Source organism: Acinetobacter sp. PW68 (assembly GCF_020982655.1).
GTDB classification, from domain to species: Bacteria; Pseudomonadota; Gammaproteobacteria; order Pseudomonadales; family Moraxellaceae; genus Acinetobacter; species Acinetobacter towneri_A.
On sequence record NZ_JAHZSX010000001.1, the window covers coordinates 922,763 to 948,825 of the forward strand.

Below are 26,063 nucleotides of genomic sequence, written 5' to 3' on the forward strand. Positions count from 1 at the left end.
TTAACTGCGGCTTTTTTTAGCAAATTATTTAAGCCAAGAATTTTTTAATCATTACTACAAGGCGTTCAATCATTTGATCTGCCTGAGCCTGTGTAATGTTTAAAGTTGGCAATAAACGCACTACAGAACCTGCAGTTACGTTAATAATCATTTTGTATTCATCGCGGGCAATATCGACCAATTCTGCACATGGTTTTGGTAATTCAATCCCAATCATCAAGCCAAAACCACGCACGCTTACATTTTGGTCTGCTAATTGCTGACGCAATTGTTCCACAATATAGCCACCCATTTTTGCTGCATTTTCTACTAGGTTTTCTTTCTGGATGGTGTCAATCACGGTATAAACGACACGTGAACCAAGCGCGCTACCGCTATAGGTAGAACCATGATTTCCTGCAGTAAGAACGCCTACACCGCGACCTTGCGTCATCACCGCGCCAATTGGGAAACCGTTGCCCAAACCTTTGGCGGTGGTCAGTACGTCAGGCACAATGTTGGTATGCTGATAAGCAAAGAATTTACCTGTACGCCCATTTCCTGTTTGTACTTCATCCAGCATCATCAGCCAGTTGTGTTGATTACAAATACGACGGATATCTTCTAGGTAGCTAAAACCTTGTGGAGCAGTATTCACACCGCCTTCGCCCTGAATCGGCTCGACTAAAATAGCCACAATATCAGGATGCTGAATCGCAGCTTCTTCAATGGCTTCGATATCACCAAAAGGCACACGAATAAAACCTTCAACCAACGGTGCAAAACCTTCCTGAACTTTTTTATTGCCTGTTGCAGAGAGGGTTGCCAAGGTACGACCATGGAAAGAATGATCGGCAACAATGATTTTAGGGTTAGCAACGCCTTGCATATGACCAAACTTACGTGCAATTTTAATTGCACCCTCGTTAGATTCTGCACCACTGTTTGAGAAGAACACTTCTTCCATGCCTGCAACTTGAGCCAGTTTTTGTGCAGCAGCAGTTTGCCATGGCACTTCAAACAAGTTACTGGTGTGAATTAAAGTTGCCGCTTGATCGGCAATTGCTTCGGTAATCGCAGGATGTGCGTGACCTAAACCACATACAGCAATGCCTGTAAGTCCATCTAAGTATTCTGTGCCATTTTCAGTATAAAGATAAGAACCTCGACCGCGGACAAAGCTGATCGGCTGACGGCCAAATACAGGCATCAAATGTGATGGTTGATCAGTTTGCACAGGAGCAAGGGTAATGTTATTCATGACTAACTCTTATCTGTTAGGTTGGAGGAAAAAACTTATATAAGCAAAATCTACTGCAGATGGAAAGCCTAATTGTAAATAAAATTGGATTTATTGCTTTAGACGTACTGTTTTGCTCGGTTTTGGGTATAATGCCACACAGATGAGTTGAGGATTTACCAATGACTGAACAAGTACGTGATACCGAAGCGTTAATTCGTGAACAAATTGCTAAACATGCTGTTCTTCTTTATATGAAAGGCACACCACAATTTCCACAATGCGGTTTTTCTGCGCGCGCAGTAGAAGCACTCAGTCAAATTGGTCGTCCTTTTGCCTATGTGAATATTTTAGAAAACCAAGATATTCGTACCACTTTGCCAAAAATTGCGAACTGGCCAACGTTCCCACAATTGTGGATTAATGGCGAGCTGATTGGTGGTAGCGATATTATGTTGGATATGTTCCAAAAAGGTGAGTTAAAACCTTTGGTAGAGCAATATAGCCCAGCAACTGAAGCTTAAAAGTATTGGACTTGGGTCAAATCAAACCCAAGTCATCCGTACAAAAAAGTTGATATAAAAAAAGCGCCTTGGCGCTTTTTTTATATCTGGAATGAACTTGAATAACTGACTCGAATCACTACGCTTAGTCTGCTACAGAATTTTCTGTTGTAAGTTCAGTTGTTTCAGCTGACTCGGCAGTGACTTCATCCGAAGGTGCTGCATTAGATGGTTCAGCCGTTTTCTGTTTTTTTTTGGCTTTTTGTGCTTTGTCCTTTTCTTTCTTGGACTTTTTCTTTTTCTTCGGCTCTTCTTCAATTTCTGCACCATCTTCAATGGCTTGCCAATACTCAAGTTGTTCCATGACTGCAGCGTAAATTGAACCTTTGCTGTAACGTCCTTTTTTAGTGAGTTTACCCACAGGACGCGCCATTAAAATTTCTAAGGCTTGGTCAATGGTATCAATGGCGTGAATGTGGAATTGACCTTGTTCTACGGCTTCAATCACATCTTTACGCAACATGAGGTGCTGCATATTTTGACGTGGAATAATTACACCTTGCTTACCCGTTAAACCGTGCAGTTTACAGGCATCAAAGAACCCTTCAATTTTTGCGTTCACGCCACCAATGGGCTGTACCTGACCAAGTTGATTCATTGAACCTGTAATGGCCCAAGATTGATCAATAGGTAACTGGCTGATTGCAGAAATCAAAGCCGAAAGCTCAGCCACCGTTGCGCTGTCACCATCAACTTGACCATAACTTTGCTCAAAGGCGAGGGCAGCAGAAAAATGCAAAATTTGTTCACGGCCAAAATGTGCTTTAAGGAAACTGGCCATTAACAATACGCCTTTGGCATGTAAAGAACCGCCTAGTTCTACACTGCGTTCAATATCTAAAATATCGCCACCGCCTTGGTAGACCGAAGCTGTTAAGCGCGAAGGCAAGCCAAATTCGACATCGGCATAGTGAATCACTGACAAGGCGTTAATTTGCCCTAAACGATGCCCACGTGTTTCGATTAACTGCGTACCGCGTGATAAATCTTGCCAGTACAGCTCTCTTAAATAGCCTAAGCGATATTTGCGATGATCGAGCGCAGTATTGATATGTTGTTCGGAAACAGTTTTATCACCTGCTTGTGCTGCATGGTGATGCGATTCACGAATTAAATCACCCAAGGTGAGGGCATGTAAGGAAAGTGAGCTTTGATCTTCAGCTTGACGGCTTGAGTCAGTAAGTAATGCTGCCAAAGCAGAACGGTCAAAAGGCAATAATTTGTCAGATTGCACATAGTCGGCAATCAGTTGCATATACGCTTGCTCGTTTTCGTCATTACGTTGTAATGTATCGGTAAAATCGGCACGGATTTTAAAAACGCTGCCCAGTTCGGGTTCTAACTCTAAAATTTCATAATAAATTTCAGGTTCTGCCAGTAGAATCACTTTAATATTCAGTGGAATGGCTTGCGGTTCAATGGAAATGCTGCCTGTTAAGGTCAGCATGTGCTCCAATGATGAAAGTTTCAATTGTCCTGACTTTAAGGCGCGTTTCAGTCCTTGCCATGCATAAGGTTGTTCAAGTAATTGCTCTGCTTCGAGCATCAAAAAGCCGCCATTGGCTTTGTGTAAGCTGCCAGCACGAATTAAGGTAAAGTCAGTGGTGATGGTGCCATTTTGCGTGAGTTGTTCCACATGCCCCAATAAATTGTAATGGGTTGGAAAATCTTCAAAAATAACAGGTACGCCGCTGTTAGGTTTGTGAGTCACAATAATATTAGCTTGATAGCGTGCAGGAATACGGCTAAACGTACCAGGACGAAAATCATCCTCTTCCTGTTCTAAAACAAACTCGACATTATTTATGATGTCTTCGGCATAATATTGTAAATATTCAGTCAAACCTTCGACGCTAGGGTATTTATTTTCAATAATATCAATACGTGGCATCACCACTTGTTTGGCAATATCACGGTTCAAGTCTTGCACTTTGTCACGTGCATCATCTTCTAAATCGCCCAAATGCAAACCTAAACGCTCCAGTTTTTTATTCATATAACGAATATTGGACGCAATTTCTGCACGGGTTTTGCTGTCTAAAGCATTGATATCTTCCTTAGACATTTCTTGCATTTTGTCATTTTTCAGATGCACGGGTACAAAGCAATGTTCATCTTCCTGCGCAATCAGTTTTAAATCGAGTTCTTCACCTTCACTGGTCAGCTCAATTAAGGCTTGTTGCTGTTCATCACCCGCTTGTTGACGAATCATTTCAATGCGGTTGTGATAGGTTTCTGCTGTAAAACGACGTTCAAGTTGCTTTAAAATAGTTTGCCAAGTTTGATGTAACAAGCTTTGGAATTTAGGCGCTTGACCTGCAGGCAATTGTAAGGCAATTGGTTGGCGCGGGTGTTTGAAGTTATTGACATAAACCCAGTCATTTGGAGTCGGCATGCTCTTAGCATGTTGCTGTAGCAAACGCTTGATCATGGTGCGTTTGCCTAATCCTGCTGTACCCACTGCAAAAATATTATAGCCAGAATATGGCAGGGAAATACCTGCTTCCACTGAAGCACGTGCCCGATCTTGTCCTAAAAAATTATTCAGCGGTTTAATTCGTCGGGTCGAAGCGGGAATGTTATCGTAATTTGGAATATGGGTGAGTTGTGTTGCTGTGAGTCGCGTATTTTCTAATGTGGTTTGTATTTCGCTTTGTTCAAAGGCAGAGCTGAGAAGCGGTTGTTGTGCGTCTGGCACTGCTGTTGTTGTGCTGGTTGTCATTGATGGGGTGATTTGATCAAGTCTTTGGGTCACTGTAGAAATCCAAAACGAAATAGTGCAGTTAGAAGTTTAAAGGTATACAGGTTTAAGCGGAAAATTCAAGCAAAGCCATAATTTTTACTACATAATGATAAGGCTATGGTGGATAATTTCATAAATACTGTTGAAACAGAAGCTATTCCGCGATTGAATAACAACACTTTGACTTGATAGAAAATAATAATCGAATGACCACACAACAGACTGAGCAAACTTCAGCACAAAACACAGGGTGGAAAGCGGCATTTACGACATTTTTAGACCGTCGTGCGCTAATTATGCTGTTTTTGGGCTTCTCTGCAGGTATTCCAATTTTACTGATTTTTTCCAGTCTATCCTTATGGTTGGGCGAAGCAGGTATTGATAAAAGTGCAGTGACCTTCTTTAGCTGGGCCGCTTTGGGTTACTCCTTTAAATTTGTTTGGGCGCCATTAATTGATGAATTGCCTGTACCCTATTTAACTAAAAAACTGGGGCGTCGTCGGGCATGGCTTCTCATTGCCCAATGTTTAATTGTCTGTGCAATTGCCGTGATGGCATTTTCTGACCCTGCGTTGGGACAGTCACATTTATATCAAATGGCATTTGGAGCAGTATTACTGGGTTTTTCTGCTGCTACGCAAGATATTGTGATTGATGCATACCGTATTGAATTGGCTGAAACTCAAATGCAAACCGTATTGGCATCGACCTATAACGCGGGCTATCGCATTGGGATGATTGTCGCGGGGGCAGGTGCTTTATTTTTGGCAGCATCATTAGGTACAGCCAAAGGCAACTATATTTATAGTGCATGGAAAATGACTTATTTGGCGATGGCTTCGGTGATGCTGATTGGCATTATCACGACTCTGGTGATTCGTGAACCACAAGTCAATCGGGTCAACAAGCATTATCAACGACGTGACTATTTCCGTCTAGTTGCAGTGTTTTTTGTTGCGGTACTAAGTTTTGTGTTCTGCTATGTTTTTTCGGGTAATTTAACCGAAACCTTAAAACAACAATTCCAACTCAAAGATGCATTTTTATTATTTTCGATAGAAGCTTTACGATTTATTGCATCGGGTGCAGCGGCTGTAGGTATGGGCACAATTTTGGTCAAATTGGGCGCAGTCAATAAACAGATGGCATTTGAAACATGGGTGCATCCTGTCGCAGATTTTTTTAAACGCTACGGCATGAAACTGGCACTGGTGTTACTACTCTTAATTGGTTTTTATCGAGTTTCAGACATTATTGCAGGTGTAATTTCTAATGTGTTCTATCAGGATCTAAACTTTAGCAAAGAACAAATTGCCGAAGCGGTTAAGGTTTATGGGGTTATTTTTAGCTTGGTGGGTGGCTTCTTGGGTGGCTTACTGGCACAGCGCATGAACATTATGAAATTAATGTTTGTCGGTGCAGTGTTGGCATCATCCACTAATCTTATTTTTATTGGTCTGGTGAAGTCAGGACAGCAACTGAGCGATGTGCAAGTTTATGTGGGGCAGCAACAATATCAAACCCAAGCCGATGAAGTTGGATATTGGAAAGTGGCTGTGCCTAGTCAGGTTTTAGCAACTCAGGATGAAATTCAGGTGCGTGCACAATACCAAACGGGCGATATGCCGTCACGTTTAGTGGCGATGCCGTATTTGCATCAAACTGAGGCCGAAACTGCGCAACTTCAGTTTTTACCACTGACGTCGGATAATCGTATTAGCGCAAATGAAACCAGTAACAGTATTGTCGTACGTGGGCAATATGCAGGGCCTGCCTTAACCGAACAGCAAAAAATTGTACTACAACTAGATGGGCAAAGTTTTGATGCAAAACTGGATGCGCAAGGGATTTTTACTGCAGCGATTGCAGGACAGCTTTTGGCAGACTCACCAAGCAAACAACTACAAGTCGTATTGTGGAATGGGCAGCAAACAATACAGCAACACAGTCAAACCTATCAGGTGGACTTAAGCACTCATGAAGCCAATCCTTTGGATGTAGATATTCAACCTTTGCCGATCGTTCAATCATCTTCAAACAATATGGTTGAAATTCAGGGCAAGGTGATTAAACCATATAGTACAGCATGGTTATATTTTGCCATTATTGTCGATAACTTGGCTTCAGGTTTGGCAGGTGCAGCTTTTATTGCTTTTTTATCGAGTTTAACCAGTGTATCATTTACTGCAGTGCAATATGCAATTTTTAGCTCACTTATGACCCTGACCCCTAAGATTTTAGGCGGTTATTCGGGTACTATAGTGACGAATATTGGCTATCCGAACTTTTTCCTTATGACCACTTTAATTGGAATACCTATTCTAATTTTAGTGGTGTGGGTAGCGAAACTGTTGGGTGAGCATCAACGTACAAGCAAAACCGATTGAATAAAAGGATGAATGTCATGCGCATGCTGCATACCATGTTACGTGTTGGTAATTTAGAGCAATCATTAAAATTTTATACAGAAGTTTTGGGTATGATTTTGCTCCGTAAGCGTGATTACGAAGAAGGTCGTTTTACGCTTGCTTTTGTAGGTTATGGCGATGAAGAAAATCATACCGTTTTGGAGCTGACCCATAACTGGGATACAGAAAGTTATGATTTGGGTAATGGCTATGGTCATATTGCAATTGGGGTGGAAGACGTCTACAAAGCATGTGAAGAAATTAAAGCACGTGGTGGTAAGGTGGTACGTGAAGCAGGACCAATGAAAGGTGGCGTGACGGTCATTGCCTTTGTTGAAGACCCAGATGGTTATAAGATTGAACTGATTCAGCAAGATCAGAACGCACGCAATAATTAATCTTTATCTGTGCAACAGTAAAAAATAAACGTTTATTACACAATAAACTGTATATTGTTCAGTATTCATTTTAAAAATATTGAACATCACCTTAAAATGCTCGCTTTTTGAATAGAGCTCAGTAATATACCTTTATCGAAAGGTAAAAATTACTGGGCTTTTTTTGCAACAGTAAAAAATACAGGATGTGTTTATGTTGAAGTTATTGGCATTGGACCGTTTTACCATTCTTTTGTTTGTGATGGTGATCCTCGCCAGTGTCGTGCCTGTGTCAGGGCAGGCCGCCGAAGTTTTTAGTGTGATTACGACGGTTGCCATTGCAATTTTGTTCTTTTTGCATGGGGCGAAATTATCACGTGAAGCCGTAATTCAAGGCATGATGCATTGGAAATTGCATGCGTTGGTGTTTACTTTTACTTTTGCGTTATTTCCGATTTTAGGTTTGCTAGCTAAGCCAATTTTAGTGCCAATTCTTGGGCAGGAGTTGTATTGGGGCTTTTTGTTCATGTGTTTTTTGCCTTCAACCGTGCAATCTTCAATTGCCTTTACTTCAGTGGCAAAAGGCAATGTTGCCAGCGCAGTCTGCAGTGCGTCTTTTTCTAATTTAATTGGGATGTTTATTACCCCGGTTTTAGTAGGAATCTTTATTTTAGGGCAGTCTGAGCACGGTTTTGACCCGACAAACTCGATTATTCAAATTACGTTATTGTTATTGGTGCCATTTATCTTGGGGCAATTATTACGTCCTTATGTTTTTCCACAGATGCTGAAATTGCCAAAATTGGTCAAGGTGTTTGATCAGGGTTCGATTTTGATGGTGGTTTATGGCGCATTTAGTGGGGCAGTGGTAGCAGGATTGTGGCATCAAGTCAGTGGCATGACTTTATTGCTGTTGATTATTGCCTGTTCCGTGTTATTGACCCTTGTGATGTGGTTGGCGTGGGTTGTACCGCAATGGTTGGGTTTTGCACGTGAAGATCAAATTGCCGCATTTTTTTGTAGCTCCAAAAAAACCTTGGCCAGTGGTGTACCAATGGCACAAATTTTATTTATTGGTCAGCCTTTGGGGATGATTGTTTTACCTATCATGATTTTCCATCAAATTCAGTTAATGGTGTGTGGCGTGATTGCCAATTATCTTGAGAAGCAACCAGATTCGACTGACCCGCAAGAATTAAATTCCTAAGAATAATTAGCTTTAAAATATTTTATTCCGTATAATATTGCCCAACTTGTTGTGCTTAGCTCTGACGGTATCCGTCTCGGTGGGCCAAAAGAATGGTCTGTTGTGGTGTTGGTCTGCTATAAAGCATTTCCTCATTTTTGTTAATGAGAGTGACCAATTGCGATGACAGCTTAAGCCTTCTTAAATCTTAGGAGTAATCGACGATGCGCGCCGATATTCACCCAAAATATGAAAAATTAGTTGCAACTTGTTCTTGCGGTAACGTAATCGAAACTCGTTCAGCAGTTGGTAAAGAAACTCTTTATCTTGACGTATGTTCTGCATGCCACCCGTTCTACACTGGTAAGCAAAAGAATGTTGACACTGGCGGTCGTATCGACAAGTTCAAACAACGTTTTGCTGGTATGTCACGTTCTATCAAACGTTAATCTCCAGTACAAAAAAAACGGGCAATTGCCCGTTTTTTTTGCCTTAGATTTAGGATCTAAAAATATAGACCCTAATGCACAAGACTTTATTGGTCTTGCACATCAATTAAATGATCGAGTTTTTTCTGGAAATAATCACCCTGAATAAAGCGTGCATCGACATTCCACGCATTTGCAAACAGGTTCATATCATTTAAGTCACGCAATAACACTTCAACAGGTTTAATTTCACTATAAATGCTCAATTGTTCCTGCAATTCTTGCGTAGAGTCATCTGAAGCCAGTTTTTCAGTCAGTGCGCTGTGTAAGGTTAAGTAGTGAATATCAACTTGTTTCAAGATGGATTCACTATAAATCGAATGACCAAAATCACGTAGAGAAATTTCAGCACCGTGCTGACGCAATAAACTGATTTGTTTCTGTGCATCACCTAAGTTTTGACTGATATCTTCTTCTGAGAATTGTAAAATTAATGGATGGCTGATACGGCTACCAATAATCGTAATCAGTTTAGACACAAACTCAGGGAAGCTACGGTCTTGTAATAAAACAAATTTGTTTAAATTGACAATCAACTTCGCTTCAGGGTATTGGGTAATGAAGTTGTGTAATTGTTTACAGGCTTCAACCAAAATCCAACGATCCAGTTTAATGGCTAATTCTGGGTCTTCTGCCAAGTCAATTAAGCAAGTCAGTGGTTGCCATTCGTTATTGAAAATAAAGCCGCTGGTTACTTCGTAGGTATATAAGTTAGTATCTTGCTTGTCGTAAAGTTGTTGATATTTCAGATGAATTTCACCTCGATCTAGGCTTTGACGTATAGCAGCAATAATTGCTGATTCGCTGTAGGATTGTGGTACAGCAACGGCAGGTTCAATTACAAGTAAATTAGATTCACCGAATGATAAGTCTAAGGCTAAACCTGAGTTATGTTGTTCTTGTGGTTTTGGTAATGCGTTGGCAAAACCTTGGCTAATCAGTTGTTCAAAATTGCTTTCATTTTGAATATCTTGAGTGAGCGGGACATAACCAATACGCAAATTAAGCGGATAGCTGTGTTGATCTACCGTGAGTAATTGGGGTTTCGTGAGTGAGTTTAAGCCAATCAGTTTTGATTCTAAAATTGTAGGCGATTCTGCTTGGAACAAACCAACGACTAAACCATTACTCACATTAAATAAAGGTACATTGGTCTGTTCTTTTAAAAAGTTTTTAATGTTGGCAAAGTAATTTTTTGTGGTTTGCCAGTCGGATTGGAAAATTGAATCTGGGCAGTTCGCCAACGAAAACACCACCAAAGCATTATCACTAGAAGGCTGTTTGGCTAAAGTACGATTCACCAATTGGTAGGCGCTAGGCTTTGCTGTCGCTTTGTCTGAGGTGGTTTGAGTAGGGGCTGTATTATGCGCAGTATTTTCAATATCTATGGTGATTTGTATGGCGTCGTCAGCTGCTGCAATGAATTCAATTTTGAGTGGGTTTTGTTGTGCCAGAAGCGGGTTTTGGCTATGAATATCAAAATGGCCGTGTTCAAACTGTCCTTGACTGACTTTCTTAAAGCGGAATTTAAAATCTGTAATATCTTGGGGTTGTAATAAATCTAATAATGGCAAGCCAATAATGTCATCTTCACTTTTTAAACCAAATAGCTGTAAATATTCAGCATTGGCTTGTGCATGAATTCCTTCCTGAATAATTGCCACAGCTTTGCTACTGTCTTCGACTAGCGCCTGTGCTTGTGATTGCGCATTATCAAGTTCAGTCATAAGTTGTTCTTGTGACTGTTGTAAGCGACTAAAAGACAATGCGCGAATTAAGCCAAAATAGAAGCGTTCAGGATAATCTAAATTGATAATGTCATAGATGCCTTTGCGCACATAACTGGTATATTGTGTGGCATCGTAATCATCTGGTTTGAGTAACAGTAGCGGAAGATTCGGTTGCTGTGATGCACGAATTAAAGTAAGGGCCTGATCGACTTTCATATCATAAGCACGACCAAAAATCACCAAATCCCAAGTTAAATGTAATTGTTTTTCAAAATTTTTTATGTCATCTAAGAGATAAGCTTGAACACGGTGCTCATTTGCAGTGAGTTGCTCACAAATTTGATTAAAACGTATTTGGTTGTCATCGATTATGAGTAAACGTGTTTCGGTACGTTTGAGCTTTTTAGATAATAATGGATTTCTCACTTTAATGCTTCCCATATATCGTGATTTTTAACTTCATTCACTTGTTTCTGAATAAAACCATCAATTAAAGGCTGTTGTTGATCATTTAACAACTCAAAATCAAAGCGAATAAAGCTTTGGGTAATCAGTAACGGTTTAATTAAGAACACTTTAAGTTCTTCTTCACCTAAACGTAATTGTATGGTTTTTTTATCACGTAAAATTTGCAGATTTGGCAAAATCAACGTGTTATTGACTTCATCAACCTGTGTACTTTGTACCAATAATGTTGGATGATAATTTCCCGTATGTCGATCTGTTTTAATAAAAACAGAACAAGGATAAATATCTTGAGTTAAAATTTCCAAACCAACTTCTAAACTTTTTTCAACTGATTGTTTAATCCAACGGATTACACCAGCACGCCACGGACTTTGGCTATTTTCCTGAACGAGAATAAATTCACCAGTTTTAAGGTTTTTTGGTGTTTCACCCGTCCATTTAATACGATAGCCATTGACACTAATATCTAAAACATCGGCATTGTGAATTTGTTTGGCTTGACGGTCTAAAGTTTTAACAGCGCTAATATCTACCGTAGAATTGGTATGCATGGCGTTGACAAACTGGCTTTCATTCTGGAATTGGTAGTTATCTCTCAAAGCCAATGTTTCATTGAAGTTTTTACCATTAGAGAGATAAAAATGTGCCACAGTTAACCCAAAGCAAATTTTAATTCGTGCCGAATATTCATAACGCTCATGCACACGTTCTGCCGTATTGGTCAAAATATTATGCAAGTGGAAATGCAAGGCAGGAGTTAAGAACAGTTTTTCATTGCGTGATAAATTTACACCTTTACGACCTTGAGCTTCATTTAAATGATCAAGCAGGGATTGAGTTGCAATAAAAATGTTGGCCTGAAAGCCTTGGCTTTGGTGCGTATTGTAAATAGGGGGATGATCTTTACTTGCATCGACCACGTAACGTGAAAATGTCGTTTCTTTGGGTAAAACTTGAATCAATTTTGCCCAGTCAAAGCTACAAAGATATAAACCTTGAATTTCTGCAGGTCGAATTTGATGGGTATTGAAAATTTCCAATAAAATCAGCTGTGCATAGGCTTGTGCAATATTAATCAGTTGATGTTGTGTACCTTGTAACTGATTAATATTATTTAAATAATAATGTTGTTGAATTGCAGTATCTAAAAGTTGGTGTGCAATTAGCCACTGATTTGGCAAGGCGGGGCTATAAAGCATGTGTTGTTGATAGCGCAGTAGAGCCAATTGCTGTAAAGCATAATAGCTAGATAGAACTCGTGCAGTTTGTAAATTCTTCTTTAAATTAAAGGCAAATAAAGAAAACTTTTGTTGAGAGAGTTGTTGGTGACTGCGTCGGGAAATATCAATATACACTTTGGCGAAGTGACTGCGTAATAACAGCGCGAGTTCAACAATATGATCGTTGCGGTCATTACTAATTAAGGCCTGATTGAAAAAATGCTTTTCTAGGCTGGTGAGTACATTTTCAAGTGTTGGATGAATAGCTTGAATTAAGTCAAAACGTAATGTTTCCTGACATTTCAGTTGTGAAATTTCTAACAGTGCATTAAACAGGGCTTGGGAAGAATCACCCAATTGTAAAATGGATAAATCCGTTGCCCATGCTTGAATGCTTTTAACCGTATTTTGACAAAAACTCAATTGCTCCAGCTTTAGTTCGCTGGGAACTAGAAAAAGATCTGAAGTATTTATATTCATGATTATTATTTAACTCAATAAGTTGAAACCCCAAATAAAGGTGTTTTGTTTTTTTCGCCCGCAATTTCCCTAACGAGTTTAGGAACTAAATAGCCAGGTAAGTTCGCTAAAAGCTCTTTATAGATGTGATCAATGTCTTGCGGCATTAAATCAAAATGATGCGCTCCTTTTACTTTATCTAACACGTGTAAATAATAAGGCATCACCCCCGCATCAAAAAGACGATAACTTAAATCGGTCAAGACCTGAGCAGAATTATTGACCCCATTTAATAAGACTGCCTGATTCAGAACGGTGAAATTTTGCTCAACTAACTTGGTGAGTTGCGAACACGTAAAGTCATCTAATTCTGATGCGTGATTCGAGTGTACCACTAGAATAATACGCAGCCTACTGTTTTTTAGTAAGAAAATCAGCGATTCATCGATACGGTTGGGAATAACAATCGGAACTCGTGAGTGAATTCTCAAAAATTTTATTTGCGAAATAGATGCTAAGCGTTCAATCCAGATATTTAATTTACGATTTGACAAAGTGAGTGGGTCACCACCACTTAAAATCACTTCATTAATATCGGGCTGGCTTTCAATATAATTACGGATATTGTCCCAATCTTCAGTTTTTGGCAGGTTTTCTTGATAAGGAAAGTGTCTTCGGAAACAATAACGGCAATGTACGGCGCAAGCACCCGTCAGGGTGAGCAAAAAGCGTGATTTATATTTGTGTAAGACTCCAGGTTGTTGATTGGCTTGTTCCTCACCCAAAGGGTCGGTGACAAATCCGGGATGATCTTCAAGTTCTAAATGATGCGGCAAAACTTGTAACAGCAAGGGATCGAGCGGATTGCCTTTTTGCATTTTGGCAACAAATGCCCTTGGGATACGCAATTTAAACTGATTTGATGCCAGTAATGCACCTGACAGCAACTGCTTTTCAGACAACTCTAAAAGATTTAATAATTCGCGCGGGTCGGTGATCAAGTCACTGAGTTGAGATTGCCAGTTTTGTTCTTGGTACAGGTAATTGATCATGCCAGAAAAGTTTTTAAATATAAGGTGAAATGAACCAAGCACACATCTGTATAGCCTAGAAGAATTCTGTGTTCATTGAGCGTGAATGCCGCGAATGATTTGATCGCTTTGAATCAGAATCATTATAAAACAGCTGATTTTACCGATATCTTGAGGCGATCGGTAGTGGATTTTCATTGCTTCGTTATAGCTTGCTCATTTACAATACGTCCGATGAAAAAAAGATGTTGCAAGATGGCGAGCATCGCAAAGCTGCGTTGGTCATTGCTTTGTAGCATATAAAGTTAAGTTAGTCAGTTTGGAGTGTGCCAGTCATGGCCTATTATTCTACGAATGATTTCAAGTCAGGCCTTAAGGTTATGCTTGATGGTAACCCATGTTCAATCATGGAAAATGAATATGTAAAGCCAGGTAAAGGTCAAGCGTTTAACCGCGTAAAACTTCGTAACCTTCGTTCTGGTAAAGTTTTAGAAAAAACATTTAAGTCTGGTGATTCATTAGAAGCAGCTGACATTGTAGAAGTAGAAATGGAATACCTCTACAACGATGGCGAAATGTGGAACTTCATGGATCCTGTAACCTTCGAACAGATCGCTGCTGATAAAACAGCAATGGGCGATGCTGCAAAATGGTTAAAAGATGATTCAAACGAAAAATGTACCATTATGTTGTTTAACGGTGTGCCTTTAACTGTAAACCCACCCAACTTCGTGGTATTAAAAATTGTAGAAACTGATCCAGGTGTACGTGGTGATACTTCTGGTGGTGGTGGTAAACCTGCAAAATTGGAAACAGGTGCTGTAGTTCGTGTTCCATTATTTGTACAGCAAGAAGAAAGCGTTCGTGTAGATACTCGTACTGGCGATTATTTGGAACGTGCATAATGGTTTAAAAATAGACTATTATCGCAAGGGATGATGAAAATCATCCCTTTTTTTATGCCAAAGTATTAGATCAAAACAAGGAGATGCAGAGTAAAGTCGCAAAGGAAAACAGCAGTACCTCGAATAATTAAAGACGCTGATTGAATGCAACAAATATGAGGGATTGAAATGGAATCTGTTCAGCCGAAGTCAACTCTGACTTCAAAAATTATATGGCTTTTGGTCGCCATATTGGGTGCAGTATCTTTTGGGATATTGGCAGTCAGTAGAGGCGAACACGTCAATGCAGTCTGGTTAGTTTTAGCTGCGGTCTGTGTGTATAGCATTGCATACCGCTTCTACAGTTTATTTATTGCCACCAAAGTATTCGAGTTAAATGCTCGGCGTTTAACACCTGCGCATCGTCTAGCAGATGGTCTAGATTATGTTCCCACCAATAAAAGTGTATTGTTTGGTCATCACTTTGCCGCAATTGCAGGCGCAGGCCCTTTAGTTGGACCTATTCTTGCAGCACAAATGGGCTATTTACCCGGCACCATCTGGCTTTTGGTTGGAGTGGTGTTGGCTGGTGCAGTGCAAGACTTTTTGGTTTTGTTTATTTCTACACGTCGTGATGGGCGTTCTCTGGGAGAAATGGCAAAGCAAGAGCTGGGTTCATTTGCTGGCGTGATTGTCATGCTAGGTGCGCTGGGCGTGATGGTAATCATTCTCGCTGTACTCGCCTTGGTTGTTGTGAAAGCTTTAACTAATAGTCCGTGGGGCGTATTTAGTATCGCTGCCACCATCCCAATTGCGATTTTCATGGGCATTTATATGCGTTTTATTCGCCCAGGGAAAATTGCTGAGGTGTCCATTATCGGTTTTGTACTGATGATGTTAGGTATTATTTATGGTGAAAATGTTGCACAGCATCCAACCTGGGGACCTTTGTTTACATTAAGTGGCACAGAATTAACGTGGTGTTTAATTGCCTACGGTTTTATTGCTTCAGTTTTGCCAGTGTGGTTGTTATTAGCACCACGCGATTATTTATCGACCTTCTTAAAAATTGGTGTTATTGCAGGCTTGGCTGTCGGGATTGTGTTTGCAATGCCTGAAATGAAGATGCCTGCGGTGACCCATTTTATTGATGGTACAGGGCCAGTATTTGCGGGTTCAATGTTCCCATTCTTATTTATTACCATTGCCTGCGGTGCGATTTCAGGCTTCCACGCCTTAGTTTCTTCAGGTACGACGCCAAAACTGGTCAATAACGAAAAAGACATTCGGATGATTGGCTATGGCGGCATGTTGATGGAGTCTTTCGTGGCAATCATGGCGATGATTTGTGCCACGGTGCTAGACCCAGGCGTGTACTTTGCTATTAACGCACCCACTGCAGTTTTAGGTACAACGGTGGAAAGTGCGGCAGAAGCGGTACGAAATTTAGGCTTTGTAGTAACTCCTGAAGCATTAACTATTTTGGCAAAAGAAGTGGGTGAAAGTTCTATTCTTTCACGTACGGGCGGTGCGCCAACTTTTGCAATTGGTATGGCACATATCATCACCGAGATTTTTAATAACCGCTCGATGATGGCGTTCTGGTATCACTTTGCCATTCTATTTGAAGCTTTATTTATTTTAACTGCGGTAGATGCAGGCACACGTGCTTGCCGTTTCATGGTGCAGGATACTGTGGGGATTGTTATTCCTGCGGTGAAAAATTCTCATAACTTCTTTGGTAACTTGCTTGGCACGGCAGTCGCAGTGGCAGGTTGGGGCTTTTTCGTCTATCAAGGGGTAGTCGATCCTTTAGGCGGTATTAACAGCTTATGGCCACTGTTTGGTATTGGTAACCAAATTTTGGCAGCGATGGCGCTCATTTTAGGTACAGTGATTTTGTTTAAAATGAAAAAAGAAAAGTATGTTTGGGTGACGATTATCCCAACCGTATTCTTGTTCATTACTTCCATGACCGCAGGCTGGCAAAAGATTTTCCACGACAATCCAAAAATTGGTTTCTTGGCGCAAGCAGATCGTTTCAGTGCCGCAATTCAACGCAATGAAATTTTAGCACCTGCTAAAACAGTCACCGAAATGCAAACCATTGTGATGTCGAATCAAATTAACGCCGTGTTATGTGCATTCTTTATGATTGTGGCATTTGTGATGTTGTTCGCTGCTATTAGGGTAATTCGCCGTGCATTGGCAAGCCCAACGCCAACCGTACATGAAGCCGAAGCGATTTATCGTGATCCTGAAACTATTCAGCCAAATAGCAGTCATTAGGAGTCAGCACATGATTAAGCTGAAATTTGCCCAACAGGGCAAAACAGTGATTTACAACATCATTAAAATGACCATCATGTCGCAAAAGGATTTGATTTTGAATCCGAAAAACTGGTCGCGTATCGCTACTTTGTGGCAGCGTTTGCAACAAAGTTTTCGTTTAATGGTTGGTGTACCGGATTATCAGAACTATTTGGAACACATGCGTAAGCATCATCCAGATTTAGAAGCCATGGATGCGAAGACTTTTTATCGTTATTGTGTCGATGCGCGTTATCCATCGGCAAAAGGTGGTTTGAAAAAGTGTCCGTGTTAATCTCGCATCAGGATGAAAAGTATAGAGATATGGGCTGCTTAACCCTCAATGTTTAGGCAGCTTAGAATATCTTTAGGATTTCTTTGGAAATTTAGAAAAACGGTGTATGTTTAAACATGCGCCGTTTTATTTTCAGGATAAGGGGATTTACTGTGATTTGGGGTACAGAAAAAGTTCAAAAACAACTGACGCAAGCGCAGCAACCGCTCAATGCACAAATTGAATCTTATGCTGGCAAAATTCAGGCTTTTTTGACAGAAATTAATACCATTATTTTAGATAAAGAACAGCAGACCAAATTGGCGCTAGGTTGTTTGTTAGCAGGAGGGCATGTGCTTTTTGAAGATTTACCCGGATTAGGCAAAACCACCTTAGCGAGTGCTTTAGCCCACTTGGCAGGTCTACAATTTCAGCGCATTCAGTTTACCAATGACATGCTGGCTAGTGATGTGATTGGTGTAAATATGTTCAATCAAAAAGAACATCAATTTGAGTTTAAGCAAGGTCCTATTTTTACCCAAATTTTATTGGCCGATGAAATTAACCGTTGTTCGCCTAAAACTCAAAGTGCCTTATTAGAAGCCATGGAAGAGGGGGCAGTCACGGTGGATGGTGTGCGTTATGGCTTACCGCAACCTTTTTGGGTGATTGCCACACAAAACCCACTGTTTCAAAGTGGTACTTATGCGCTGCCAGAATCACAGCTTGATCGCTTTTTAATGCGTTTGTCTTTGGGTTATCCATCGCGTTTTGCTGAAAAAATGCTGTTGCAACAAAACTCAAGACATGCGCTGATTGCTAGTTTGAAACATATTTTTACTGAAACAGAAATTTTAAACTTACAGCAATTGGTCACAGAAATTCACGTATCAGATACTGCGTTAGACTACTTACTCGACTTAGCCGCAGAAACCCGTAAAGCACGTCACGGATTATCTACTCGTGGTGTTTTGGCGCTAAAAAAAGCAGCGCAAGCACATGCCTTAATCGAGCAACGCAGTTTTGCCACTGCCGATGATATTCAAGCGGTATTTGTGGCCGTTGCGGCACATCGTATTGGATTGAGTGATGCAGAAACTTTGCAGGTGATGAAACAGGTTAAAGTGAGTTAGTACACGCATGTTGAAGCAGGTATGGCAAAACTGGATCAAGACACGTTTTCAGTTTGATCGGCACAAAATCTTAAAACAAAAAGATATTTTGGTTTTTACTTACCAACAGGGTTATCTGTATTTAGTACTGATTTTGATCACGTTTATTGCTGGCGTGAATTATGGTAATAACTTGATTCTAGGCTTTTGCTTTTTGATCAGCGCCATTTTGTGTATCAGTTTTTATTTGACCTTTAAGCAGCTGCATGAATTAGAGATTGAAATTGTGACCCCGGAAGTTGGGCAAGTGGGCGAAGTATTGCAATTACAATTGCATTTCAAACAACAGCTCGCCCAGACACGTTATTTATGGATTAAAGCCGATCATCAATTAGCAAAGGTTCTCATTCAAGACACCCAACAGCAGTATATTTTGACATTTTTTGCAGCACAACGTGGGCAGTTTCATTACCCTCATTTACACATTTATTCGGTTTATCCTTTTGGACTAGTACGTGCATGGACTTACTTGAATTTGTCACGTATCACTTGGGTGGCGCCAAAAGCCGACATATATAGCGCAGAAAACAAACAGCATCTACACAGCTTTCAACCCGATTTAGACGAGTTTCGTGAGCTGCGTGATTTTCAATTGGGCGATTCCTTGCAAGCCGTGTCATGGAAGCAAGCTGCACGCGGTCAGGGCTTATATGTAAAAGTATTTGAACAATATCAGGATCAACAGAGTATCGATATTTATTATGAACACATGCCTGCACCGACCCACGAAGAAAAATTAAGTTTGATGATGGGTTTAGTTGAGCAATGTGAACAACAACAGTTGAATTATGCCATGTTTTTGCCGCATGCGACCCTTGAAAAAGGTGTGGGTGAGCGGCAGTTGAAACAGGCAAAAATTCTTTTGGCACAGGCTTGATGATCATGCACAATTCGATTCAGCAATCTATTCTGCTTAGCCTGATCTTAATTTTGGCTGCTCACATGCTGTTTAGCCCTGTGGCATTGAGTGTCATTTTCGGACTCATGTTGTTGCTGTTGTATCGTCACTATAAAAACAAGACAGCGCGTATTTCTAAAGTTTGGACTTATGGATTGACCTGTTGTGCCTTAGCCAGCATTTATTTGAGTTATCAAAGCCTGATAGGCATAGAGGCAGGGGTTGCCTTATTAAGCACCTTTTTGTTTGCCAAAGCTTTAGAAAGTCATACCCAACGCGACCTGATTATTTTATTTAATTTTGCACTCTTTGTGAGTGCTAGTTCGTTTTTATACAGCCAAAGCATGTGGATGACCGTGCTGGTCATTCTATGTTTGATCAGCTGTTTAATTGGATTATATCGAATTCAAAAAACCGCATTTGCAGATTATGCGTCGCGTCATTCGAGCAGCCAAGATGCAAAGCATGACCTTAAAAATGTAGGCAAGTTTATCTCATACGCTTTGCCATTCTTTTTATTATTATTTTTATTCTTTCCACGTTTGCCGCCATTATGGCATGTGCCTATTCCAGATGCCAAAGGCGTGACAGGCATTAGTGACACGATGTCGCCAGGCGATATAGCTGAATTATCACAATCTTCTGCTTTGGCATTTCGTATTGTGGGGAATATGCAGCAACTGCCGCCACGCTCAAAACTATATTGGCGGGCGATGGTGCTGGATCAATATGATGGTCGTACATGGACAAGCAATTTTAGCAATCAACAACCTGTTCAGGCAGCACAATTACAGCCAGAGCAAGTCGATTTTCAGTATCAATACATTGCAGCAGATCCACGTGTCCAATGGATTATGGCATTGGAAAAATCCGTGCCAAATCAGCAGGGATATATATTGCGCCGTGATTGGAGTATAGTGCCGCAGCGTCAAAATGGTCGGATTCAGCCCATTGCTTTGCAGTGGGTTGGGGAATCCGCACATATTCAAAGGGATGATGCACAGAACGAGCGTTATCGACGCTTTAGCCAACGTTTAAATGTTCAGGTGCAGACGCAATCTGACCCAAAAGCTCAGCAATTTGCCCTGCAGATGTTTGCCCAAAGTCAGCAACAACCCGAACGCTACGTGCAGAATATATTGCAGTGGTATCGCAATAATGGCTTTAGTTATACCTTAAAACCTGGAACGCTCGGACAAAATCGGGTCGATGAGTTTTTGTTTCAGAGTAAGCAAGGTTTTTGTGAACATTATGCCTCAAGTTTTGCCTTACTGATGCGCTATGTTGGGATTCCAGCGCGTGTAGTCGTGGGATATCAGGGTGGGGAACTTGCTCCCGATGGACAAAGCTGGGAAGTACGACAGCAAGATGCACATGCTTGGACAGAAGTGTTGCTCAATCAACAATGGGTGCGCATAGACCCGACAGCTATCATTGCACCTCAACGTATAGATGATGGCATGCAAAACCTAATGGCAGATGATCGAGCCGTTTTAGGTACTGACACACAAATGTGGCAATACCAACATTCTAATTTTATTCGTTCTTTACGGGTGTGGAGTGATTATGCGAGTTATCAATGGCAAAGTAAGGTCGTGGGGTATGATGCCGAGTCACAGCGTCACTGGTTTGGCCGCTTAGGTCTACATTCTAACTATGCTTTGGCAGCGGTATTGGTTTCAAGTATTCTCATAGTCTTAGCAGGGTATTTTGGCTGGATTTTTTGGAAAAAACGTCAGCAAGGTTCTCGTGTGAATCGTGCCTTAGAAAAATTTTCTAAAAGATTGCCCGCTCAGTTGCAAAAACAGGATGCGGAAACAGTGAGTGTGTGGATGCAGCGTTTAGCAGCGCAGCTAGATGAAAATGAGCAAGATGTATTTCAATGTTTAAGTGTCTGCTATCAACAATATACTTATGCGCCTGAGCATGACTCTACTTCAGAGCAGGTAGTTTTGGATTTGCTTAAAACTTGCGCGGATGTGCTGAAAAAACACAGAAAGGGCTTGTCTTAAAAACCAAAACTGAATATGATGCGAAGCACTTTAGGCGTATAGCTCAGTTGGTTAGAGCGCTACGTTGACATCGTAGAGGTCTCCAGTTCGAGTCTGGATATGCCTACCATATTTACTGAGTAATCAGTGACTTAAAGCCCACCTTGTTAGGTGGTTTTTTTGTTTTAGGGTCTTTTCGGGGAATCACGCGTTTCAACTGTGTCACAAGTCATTTATTTAAATTTAAAACAATAACTAACGGTAGCTAACTGACATGTTTCATCAATTACACTTTATTTTCTAGTGTGTATATTTATTGGGAGTTTAGTTCAATCGCAATAAGATCATTCAACACTAACTGAGCGGATTTCCTCAGCTTTTATCCACCGTATTTTTTGAATCAAACAACTGAACTCAGCACAATGAATGCAGGATTGGATGTGGTTTGGGCTTCGTTTCTATGGTTAAGTGCCATTGCAACAACATTTTTCTATGTTTCTTAAAACACTTTAAAAACATCAATCAGACAATGGCGCAATGAGGGGAAGTTAATGGCTCATGAGCGAATTTTGATGTGGGCACATTAAGAGTTACATTGTACATAATTTTTGATACTATGTATTAAAATTGTTCACTAAAAGTAAATGACATGAAACATAATCTTGTATTAATTTTGGTGGTGTTGGTCGTTTTATTAGGTTATCTTGTTTACTTGGAAGAGCAAACGAGAAAGCAGGCAGAACTGAACCAAGTTTTGACTGAATCTGCAAATTTATCGCTAGAAAAAACAGAAGTCGCTACACCTCACGCTTTGCAAGTCACAGAATAAACCTAGAAATTTCTAACATGCTGTCTGGTAATTGTCTTATTCATCACTCTTTTATGTGGTTCACTTTATCGTAAAATTTTATCTTTAATTCAAAAAACTAGAATTTAAAAAAAATCCCTATGATATAATTTGCCAATTGAAACTGCTTCATCACAACTCAATTGCATTACTTTTGAGAGTGCCTGAAGTAAAAAAGATGAATAAAGCTGCATAAAATTTATGCGGCTTTTTTATTTAGCATTCCGAAATTTTGATTTTGATAAAATCAAATGCTTGATTGTGAATTAAGTTTATCTTTTTTTTGTAATTTTACATGCTTATTGGGCAAATCCATTGTTGCAACTGACACAGGCTTTTAAGTGCTGACTTAAAATTCAGTCATGCTGCAAATTAAGTTTATTTACAGGGGCTAGGTCATGACGACTCCTAATCCATCCTCAGCAGGAATGCTTGAGCGCTTATTCAAATTAAGCGAAAACAAGACTACATTCCGTACCGAGATTTTGGCGGGTGTAACCACCTTCTTAACTATGTGTTACATCATTATTGTCAATCCAATGATTTTATCTGAAACAGGAATGGATCATGGAGCTGTCTTTGTCGCCACCTGCTTAGCCGCAGCAATTGGCTGTTTGGTGATGGGAATTGTTGCTAACTACCCAATAGCACTGGCACCGGGCATGGGGCTAAATGCCTATTTCACTTACTCGGTGTGTTTAGGCATGGGAGTGCCTTGGCAAACGGCTTTGGCTGCAGTTTTTGTATCAGGGATTATCTTCATTGCCATTAGCATGTTTAAAATCCGTGAAGCAATTGTCAATGCCATTCCTATGTCATTAAAATTAGCCATTGGCGGTGGTATTGGTTTATTCCTTGCTTTAATCGCACTTAAAAATGCTGGTGTTATTGTCGATAATCCTGCGACTTTGGTGGGCTTAGGTGACTTAAAACAACCCACTGTACTTTTAGCGCTATTGGGGTTTTTAATGGTGGTGGTGATGCATCACTTTAAAGTGCGTGGTGCAATTATCATCAGTATTTTGGTGCTAACTGCGATTTCAACAGCTTTAGGTCTAAGCGAATTTAAAGGAGTGGTTGGTGAAATTCCATCTATTGCACCTACTTTTATGCAGATGGACTTTGAAGGTCTATTTACAGCAAGTTTAATTGGTGTAATTTTCGTATTTTTCTTGGTCGATTTATTTGACTCTACAGGCACTTTAGTGGGTGTTTCACACCGCGCAGGCTTGTTACAAGATGGTAAATTACCTCGTTTGAAAAAAGCGCTTTTTGCCGATTCTTCTGCCATTGTAGCAGGTGCGGCATTGGGTACATCTTCAACAACGCCATATATTGAATCATCTGCAGGTGTTGCAGCGGGTGGTCGTACTGGTTTAACCGCAGTGATTGTTGGCTTGTTGTTTATTGCCTGTTTATTTCTAGCGCCGCTCGCGCAATCGGTACCTGGTTTTGCAACAGCACCTGCCTTGTTATTTGTGGGTGTATTGATGATTCAGGGCATTGTGCATATTGATTGGGATGACATTACCGAAGCAGTACCTGCCTTCTTAACCCTCGTGTTCATGCCATTTACCTATTCCATTGCCGATGGCATCGCCATGGGCTTTATTAGCTATGCGCTGATTAAACTACTCACAGGCAAAGCGAAATCTGTACCTTATATGGTTTGGATTATTGCTGTACTTTGGGCATTAAAATTTGCCATGTTTGGCGGTTAATATTTTAAACGGAAAAGGGGTGTAAACTCAGTTTGCACCCTTTTTTATTTTGATCAGTTTTTAAAACTCTCCCATTCAATAGCAAAAAGGACAGAACATGAATCAACTTGAGCTAATCCGAGCATTACCTAAAGCAGAACTGCATGTGCATATTGAAGGTACTTTTGAACCAGAATTGATGTTTGCTATTGCGCAGCGCAACCAAATTGACATCCCTTATCAGTCTGTAGAAGAAGTCAAACAAGCCTATAATTTTCATAACTTGCAGTCTTTTTTAGATATTTATTATGCAGGCGCACAAGTGTTGGTGCATGAGCAAGATTTTTACGATTTGGCTTGGGCGTATTTTGAAAAATGTGCTGAAGACCGTGTGGTACATACCGAAATGTTTTTTGACCCGCAAACCCATACCGAGCGTGGTGTGGCATTTGCAACCGTGATTAATGGTTTACAACGTGCTTGCGAAGATGCACAAACAAAATTAGGCATCAGTTCACATTTAATTATGTGTTTCTTGCGTCATTTAAGTGAAGATGCTGCATTTGTTACGCTAGAAGAGGCTTTACCTTATAAAGACCAAATTATTGCAGTAGGTTTGGATTCAAGCGAAGTCGGGCATCCACCTTCAAAGTTTGAGCGTGTCTTTGCCAAAGCGCGTGAAGCAGGCTTTTTGGTCGTTGCTCATGCGGGCGAAGAAGGGCCTGCTGAATATGTCTGGGAAGCATTAGATTTACTGAAAGTAAACCGTATTGATCATGGTGTGCGTTCTGAAGAAGACCCTGTGTTAATGCAACGTTTAATTGAAGAAAAAATGCCGCTCACGGTCTGCCCATTGAGTAATTTAAAGTTGTGTGTGGTGGATGATATGGCACAGCACAATATTCGTCGTTTGTTACAGCAGGGTGTTAAAGTAACCGTCAATTCAGATGACCCAGCTTATTTTGGTGGCTATATGAATGATAACTTTGTTGCAATTAGCCAAGCTTTAGATTTAAGCAATGCTGAATTAAAACAATTGGCGATCAACTCTTTTGAAGCATCATTTATTTCGGTTGAAGAAAAGCAAAAATGGATTGAACAAATTCAGACATTACAGGCAAGCACCCACTGAACACATCTTATGCACTTGTCCTCTAAGCCTAAATTTAATCCTCACTTAAATACCGAAGTGAGGATTTAAATAAATGTCTACAAATAACCAGACAGCTATTATTTCTCATGCGAAAAACGAAGGCCATACCGCGCTGAATTTAAATAGCTAATTGTTCAGGCTTGTAAAGCAGTGAATGTTTCAATTGCTTCAGTCGCTTTGCAACATCGATAGAATGCAAATCTTCTATATAAATGGATACGTTCAATTGATACTAAGCCAGAAAATGATCGCTCCCATTACTCGATAAACCTGCATTTATCAGCTTACCTTGCTCTGCATGATTAAATTATTTTTCTATATGTTGTCAACGGCATTCAAAATTGCCCCCTTTGATCTTGTTTTAAGTTTCAATCTGGGGCTGAACCCCACTATGACCTTAAGCCTAAGCACACGAATGTAGAAATTGCAAAAAGCTATTCCTTCGCCAAACAAGTTTAGGCACAATAGCGACATTGTTTCATCCAAATGACTTGAATATTAAATACAGGAAATATCCATGAAAAAACTACTCGCTGTATTTGCACCTATCGCTTTGTCCTTATCTGCATGTACCACAACTACAGGTACTACTACAGGAACGACAACTGCACCGACAGCAACTCAACAATTGGGTATGGCGGCGATTAAAATTGCCATCAACGCGAAATGTGTCACTGAACTGAATAACATTCCTGCATGGCACACTGCGACACGTATGATGACAACAACGCAAAAGCAAAATGTTCAAGCTGAAATTTGTGGCTGTGTCAGTGAAAAAGCACCACAAAACGTGACAGCAGTAGATTTAGCCACTGCAGCAATTGACCCTGCTGCCCGTGCAACTATTGTGAGCAATGCAGTATCTCGAACCATTAATGCATGTGTGGCAGAAGCAGTAAAATAATTTAGTGAATCTGAACAATTAAAAAGGCGCCGTGATGA

Annotated in this window: 20 protein-coding genes and 1 tRNA gene; 16 read left to right on the forward strand and 5 right to left on the reverse strand. The window is 40.4% G+C overall.

Features of this window, described 5'->3' with window-relative positions:
- Positions 1-28: 28 nt before the first annotated feature.
- Positions 29-1,240, reverse strand: a complete 1,212-nt coding sequence (locus tag K1T76_RS04380; protein WP_230244245.1) for an aspartate aminotransferase family protein — start codon at positions 1,238-1,240, stop codon at positions 29-31.
- A 161-nt stretch (positions 1,241-1,401) separates the two neighbouring features.
- Here K1T76_RS04380 and grxD point away from each other — a divergent pair, with 161 nt between their 5' ends.
- Positions 1,402-1,743, forward strand: a complete 342-nt coding sequence (gene grxD, locus K1T76_RS04385; RefSeq protein ID WP_230244247.1) for a Grx4 family monothiol glutaredoxin — start codon at positions 1,402-1,404, stop codon at positions 1,741-1,743.
- A 124-nt stretch (positions 1,744-1,867) separates the two neighbouring features.
- Here grxD and K1T76_RS04390 read toward each other — a convergent pair whose 3' ends face one another.
- On the reverse strand, positions 1,868-4,537 hold the full coding sequence (locus K1T76_RS04390; protein ID WP_442780669.1) for a Lon protease family protein: 2,670 nt from the start codon (positions 4,535-4,537) through the stop codon (positions 1,868-1,870).
- 194 nt (positions 4,538-4,731) lie between these two features.
- Here K1T76_RS04390 and K1T76_RS04395 point away from each other — a divergent pair, with 194 nt between their 5' ends.
- The 4 genes from K1T76_RS04395 (at position 4,732) to rpmE (ending at position 8,945) form a co-directional block, all read left to right on the forward strand.
- Positions 4,732-6,912 carry an AmpG family muropeptide MFS transporter gene (locus tag K1T76_RS04395; protein ID WP_230244249.1) on the forward strand — a complete coding sequence of 727 codons (2,181 nt, stop codon included), beginning with the start codon at positions 4,732-4,734 and terminating at the stop codon, positions 6,910-6,912.
- 17 nt (positions 6,913-6,929) lie between these two features.
- A complete protein-coding gene (gloA, locus tag K1T76_RS04400) occupies positions 6,930-7,331 on the forward strand; it encodes a lactoylglutathione lyase (protein ID WP_230244251.1) in 402 nt (133 codons plus the stop codon).
- A gap of 187 nt (positions 7,332-7,518) precedes the next feature.
- On the forward strand, positions 7,519-8,517 hold the full coding sequence (locus K1T76_RS04405; RefSeq protein ID WP_230244253.1) for a bile acid:sodium symporter family protein: 999 nt from the start codon (positions 7,519-7,521) through the stop codon (positions 8,515-8,517).
- A 203-nt stretch (positions 8,518-8,720) separates the two neighbouring features.
- Complete coding sequence (gene rpmE / locus K1T76_RS04410) at positions 8,721-8,945, forward strand: 50S ribosomal protein L31 (protein ID WP_004971624.1); 225 nt, start codon at positions 8,721-8,723, stop codon at positions 8,943-8,945.
- 86 nt (positions 8,946-9,031) lie between these two features.
- Here rpmE and K1T76_RS04415 read toward each other — a convergent pair whose 3' ends face one another.
- Genes K1T76_RS04415 through epmB form a run of 3 tightly spaced genes read right to left on the reverse strand, consistent with a single transcriptional unit; the run spans position 9,032 to position 13,913 of the window.
- A complete protein-coding gene (locus K1T76_RS04415) occupies positions 9,032-11,155 on the reverse strand; it encodes an EAL domain-containing protein (RefSeq protein WP_230244255.1) in 2,124 nt (707 codons plus the stop codon).
- The gene (locus tag K1T76_RS04420; RefSeq protein ID WP_230244257.1) at positions 11,137-12,882 is read right to left on the reverse strand and encodes a GTPase; all 1,746 of its coding nucleotides are present in this window, start codon (positions 12,880-12,882) and stop codon (positions 11,137-11,139) included. Before K1T76_RS04420 ends, K1T76_RS04415 begins: the two co-directional genes overlap by 19 nt.
- A 14-nt stretch (positions 12,883-12,896) precedes the next feature.
- Entirely contained in the window at positions 12,897-13,913 is a 1,017-nt protein-coding gene (epmB, locus tag K1T76_RS04425; protein WP_230244258.1) for an EF-P beta-lysylation protein EpmB, read from the reverse strand.
- A 314-nt stretch (positions 13,914-14,227) separates the two neighbouring features.
- On the opposite strand from epmB, the gene efp reads away from it, so the two are divergent.
- The 11 genes from efp (at position 14,228) to K1T76_RS04480 (ending at position 26,025) form a co-directional block, all read left to right on the forward strand.
- Entirely contained in the window at positions 14,228-14,797 is a 570-nt protein-coding gene (gene efp, locus K1T76_RS04430; RefSeq protein WP_230244260.1) for an elongation factor P, read from the forward strand.
- Positions 14,798-14,965: 168 nt separating this feature from the next.
- Entirely contained in the window at positions 14,966-17,065 is a 2,100-nt protein-coding gene (locus K1T76_RS04435; RefSeq protein WP_230244262.1) for a carbon starvation CstA family protein, read from the forward strand.
- Between the two features lie 10 nt (positions 17,066-17,075).
- On the forward strand, positions 17,076-17,381 hold the full coding sequence (locus K1T76_RS04440; protein WP_019837636.1) for a YbdD/YjiX family protein: 306 nt from the start codon (positions 17,076-17,078) through the stop codon (positions 17,379-17,381).
- Positions 17,382-17,497: 116 nt separating this feature from the next.
- The gene (locus tag K1T76_RS04445; protein ID WP_230244264.1) at positions 17,498-18,493 is read left to right on the forward strand and encodes an AAA family ATPase; all 996 of its coding nucleotides are present in this window, start codon (positions 17,498-17,500) and stop codon (positions 18,491-18,493) included.
- A gap of 10 nt (positions 18,494-18,503) precedes the next feature.
- Positions 18,504-19,409 carry a DUF58 domain-containing protein gene (locus K1T76_RS04450; protein ID WP_442780692.1) on the forward strand — a complete coding sequence of 302 codons (906 nt, stop codon included), beginning with the start codon at positions 18,504-18,506 and terminating at the stop codon, positions 19,407-19,409.
- Positions 19,410-19,411: 2 nt separating this feature from the next.
- The gene (locus tag K1T76_RS04455) at positions 19,412-21,442 is read left to right on the forward strand and encodes a transglutaminase family protein (RefSeq protein WP_442780693.1); all 2,031 of its coding nucleotides are present in this window, start codon (positions 19,412-19,414) and stop codon (positions 21,440-21,442) included.
- A gap of 32 nt (positions 21,443-21,474) precedes the next feature.
- Positions 21,475-21,551: transfer RNA gene (locus K1T76_RS04460), tRNA-Val, on the forward strand.
- Between the two features lie 519 nt (positions 21,552-22,070).
- Positions 22,071-22,250: a hypothetical protein gene (locus K1T76_RS04465; protein WP_070156055.1), complete on the forward strand. Its 180-nt coding sequence runs from the start codon at positions 22,071-22,073 to the stop codon at positions 22,248-22,250.
- A 416-nt stretch (positions 22,251-22,666) separates the two neighbouring features.
- Positions 22,667-23,989: an NCS2 family permease gene (locus K1T76_RS04470; RefSeq protein ID WP_026438181.1), complete on the forward strand. Its 1,323-nt coding sequence runs from the start codon at positions 22,667-22,669 to the stop codon at positions 23,987-23,989.
- Between the two features lie 97 nt (positions 23,990-24,086).
- Entirely contained in the window at positions 24,087-25,100 is a 1,014-nt protein-coding gene (locus K1T76_RS04475; RefSeq protein ID WP_070156053.1) for an adenosine deaminase, read from the forward strand.
- A gap of 538 nt (positions 25,101-25,638) precedes the next feature.
- The gene (locus tag K1T76_RS04480) at positions 25,639-26,025 is read left to right on the forward strand and encodes a hypothetical protein (RefSeq protein WP_019837630.1); all 387 of its coding nucleotides are present in this window, start codon (positions 25,639-25,641) and stop codon (positions 26,023-26,025) included.
- Positions 26,026-26,063: the final 38 nt, after the last annotated feature.

Bases quoted from the DNA above. Each gene is read 5' to 3' on its own strand.
- K1T76_RS04435 (WP_230244262.1), top strand. From the start codon at position 14,966: ATGGAATCTGTTCAGCCGAAGTCAACTCTGACTTCAAAAATTATATGG.
- K1T76_RS04445 (WP_230244264.1), top strand. From the start codon at position 17,498: ATGCGCCGTTTTATTTTCAGGATAAGGGGATTTACTGTGATTTGGGGT.
- K1T76_RS04480 (WP_019837630.1), top strand. From the start codon at position 25,639: ATGAAAAAACTACTCGCTGTATTTGCACCTATCGCTTTGTCCTTATCT.
- K1T76_RS04465 (WP_070156055.1), top strand. From the start codon at position 22,071: ATGAAACATAATCTTGTATTAATTTTGGTGGTGTTGGTCGTTTTATTA.
- rpmE (WP_004971624.1), top strand. From the start codon at position 8,721: ATGCGCGCCGATATTCACCCAAAATATGAAAAATTAGTTGCAACTTGT.
- K1T76_RS04380 (WP_230244245.1), bottom strand. From the start codon at position 1,240: ATGAATAACATTACCCTTGCTCCTGTGCAAACTGATCAACCATCACAT.
- K1T76_RS04420 (WP_230244257.1), bottom strand. From the start codon at position 12,882: ATGAATATAAATACTTCAGATCTTTTTCTAGTTCCCAGCGAACTAAAG.
- K1T76_RS04415 (WP_230244255.1), bottom strand. From the start codon at position 11,155: ATGGGAAGCATTAAAGTGAGAAATCCATTATTATCTAAAAAGCTCAAA.
- K1T76_RS04395 (WP_230244249.1), top strand. From the start codon at position 4,732: ATGACCACACAACAGACTGAGCAAACTTCAGCACAAAACACAGGGTGG.
- grxD (WP_230244247.1), top strand. From the start codon at position 1,402: ATGACTGAACAAGTACGTGATACCGAAGCGTTAATTCGTGAACAAATT.
- K1T76_RS04470 (WP_026438181.1), top strand. From the start codon at position 22,667: ATGACGACTCCTAATCCATCCTCAGCAGGAATGCTTGAGCGCTTATTC.
- gloA (WP_230244251.1), top strand. From the start codon at position 6,930: ATGCGCATGCTGCATACCATGTTACGTGTTGGTAATTTAGAGCAATCA.
- epmB (WP_230244258.1), bottom strand. From the start codon at position 13,913: ATGATCAATTACCTGTACCAAGAACAAAACTGGCAATCTCAACTCAGT.
- efp (WP_230244260.1), top strand. From the start codon at position 14,228: ATGGCCTATTATTCTACGAATGATTTCAAGTCAGGCCTTAAGGTTATG.
- K1T76_RS04440 (WP_019837636.1), top strand. From the start codon at position 17,076: ATGATTAAGCTGAAATTTGCCCAACAGGGCAAAACAGTGATTTACAAC.
- K1T76_RS04475 (WP_070156053.1), top strand. From the start codon at position 24,087: ATGAATCAACTTGAGCTAATCCGAGCATTACCTAAAGCAGAACTGCAT.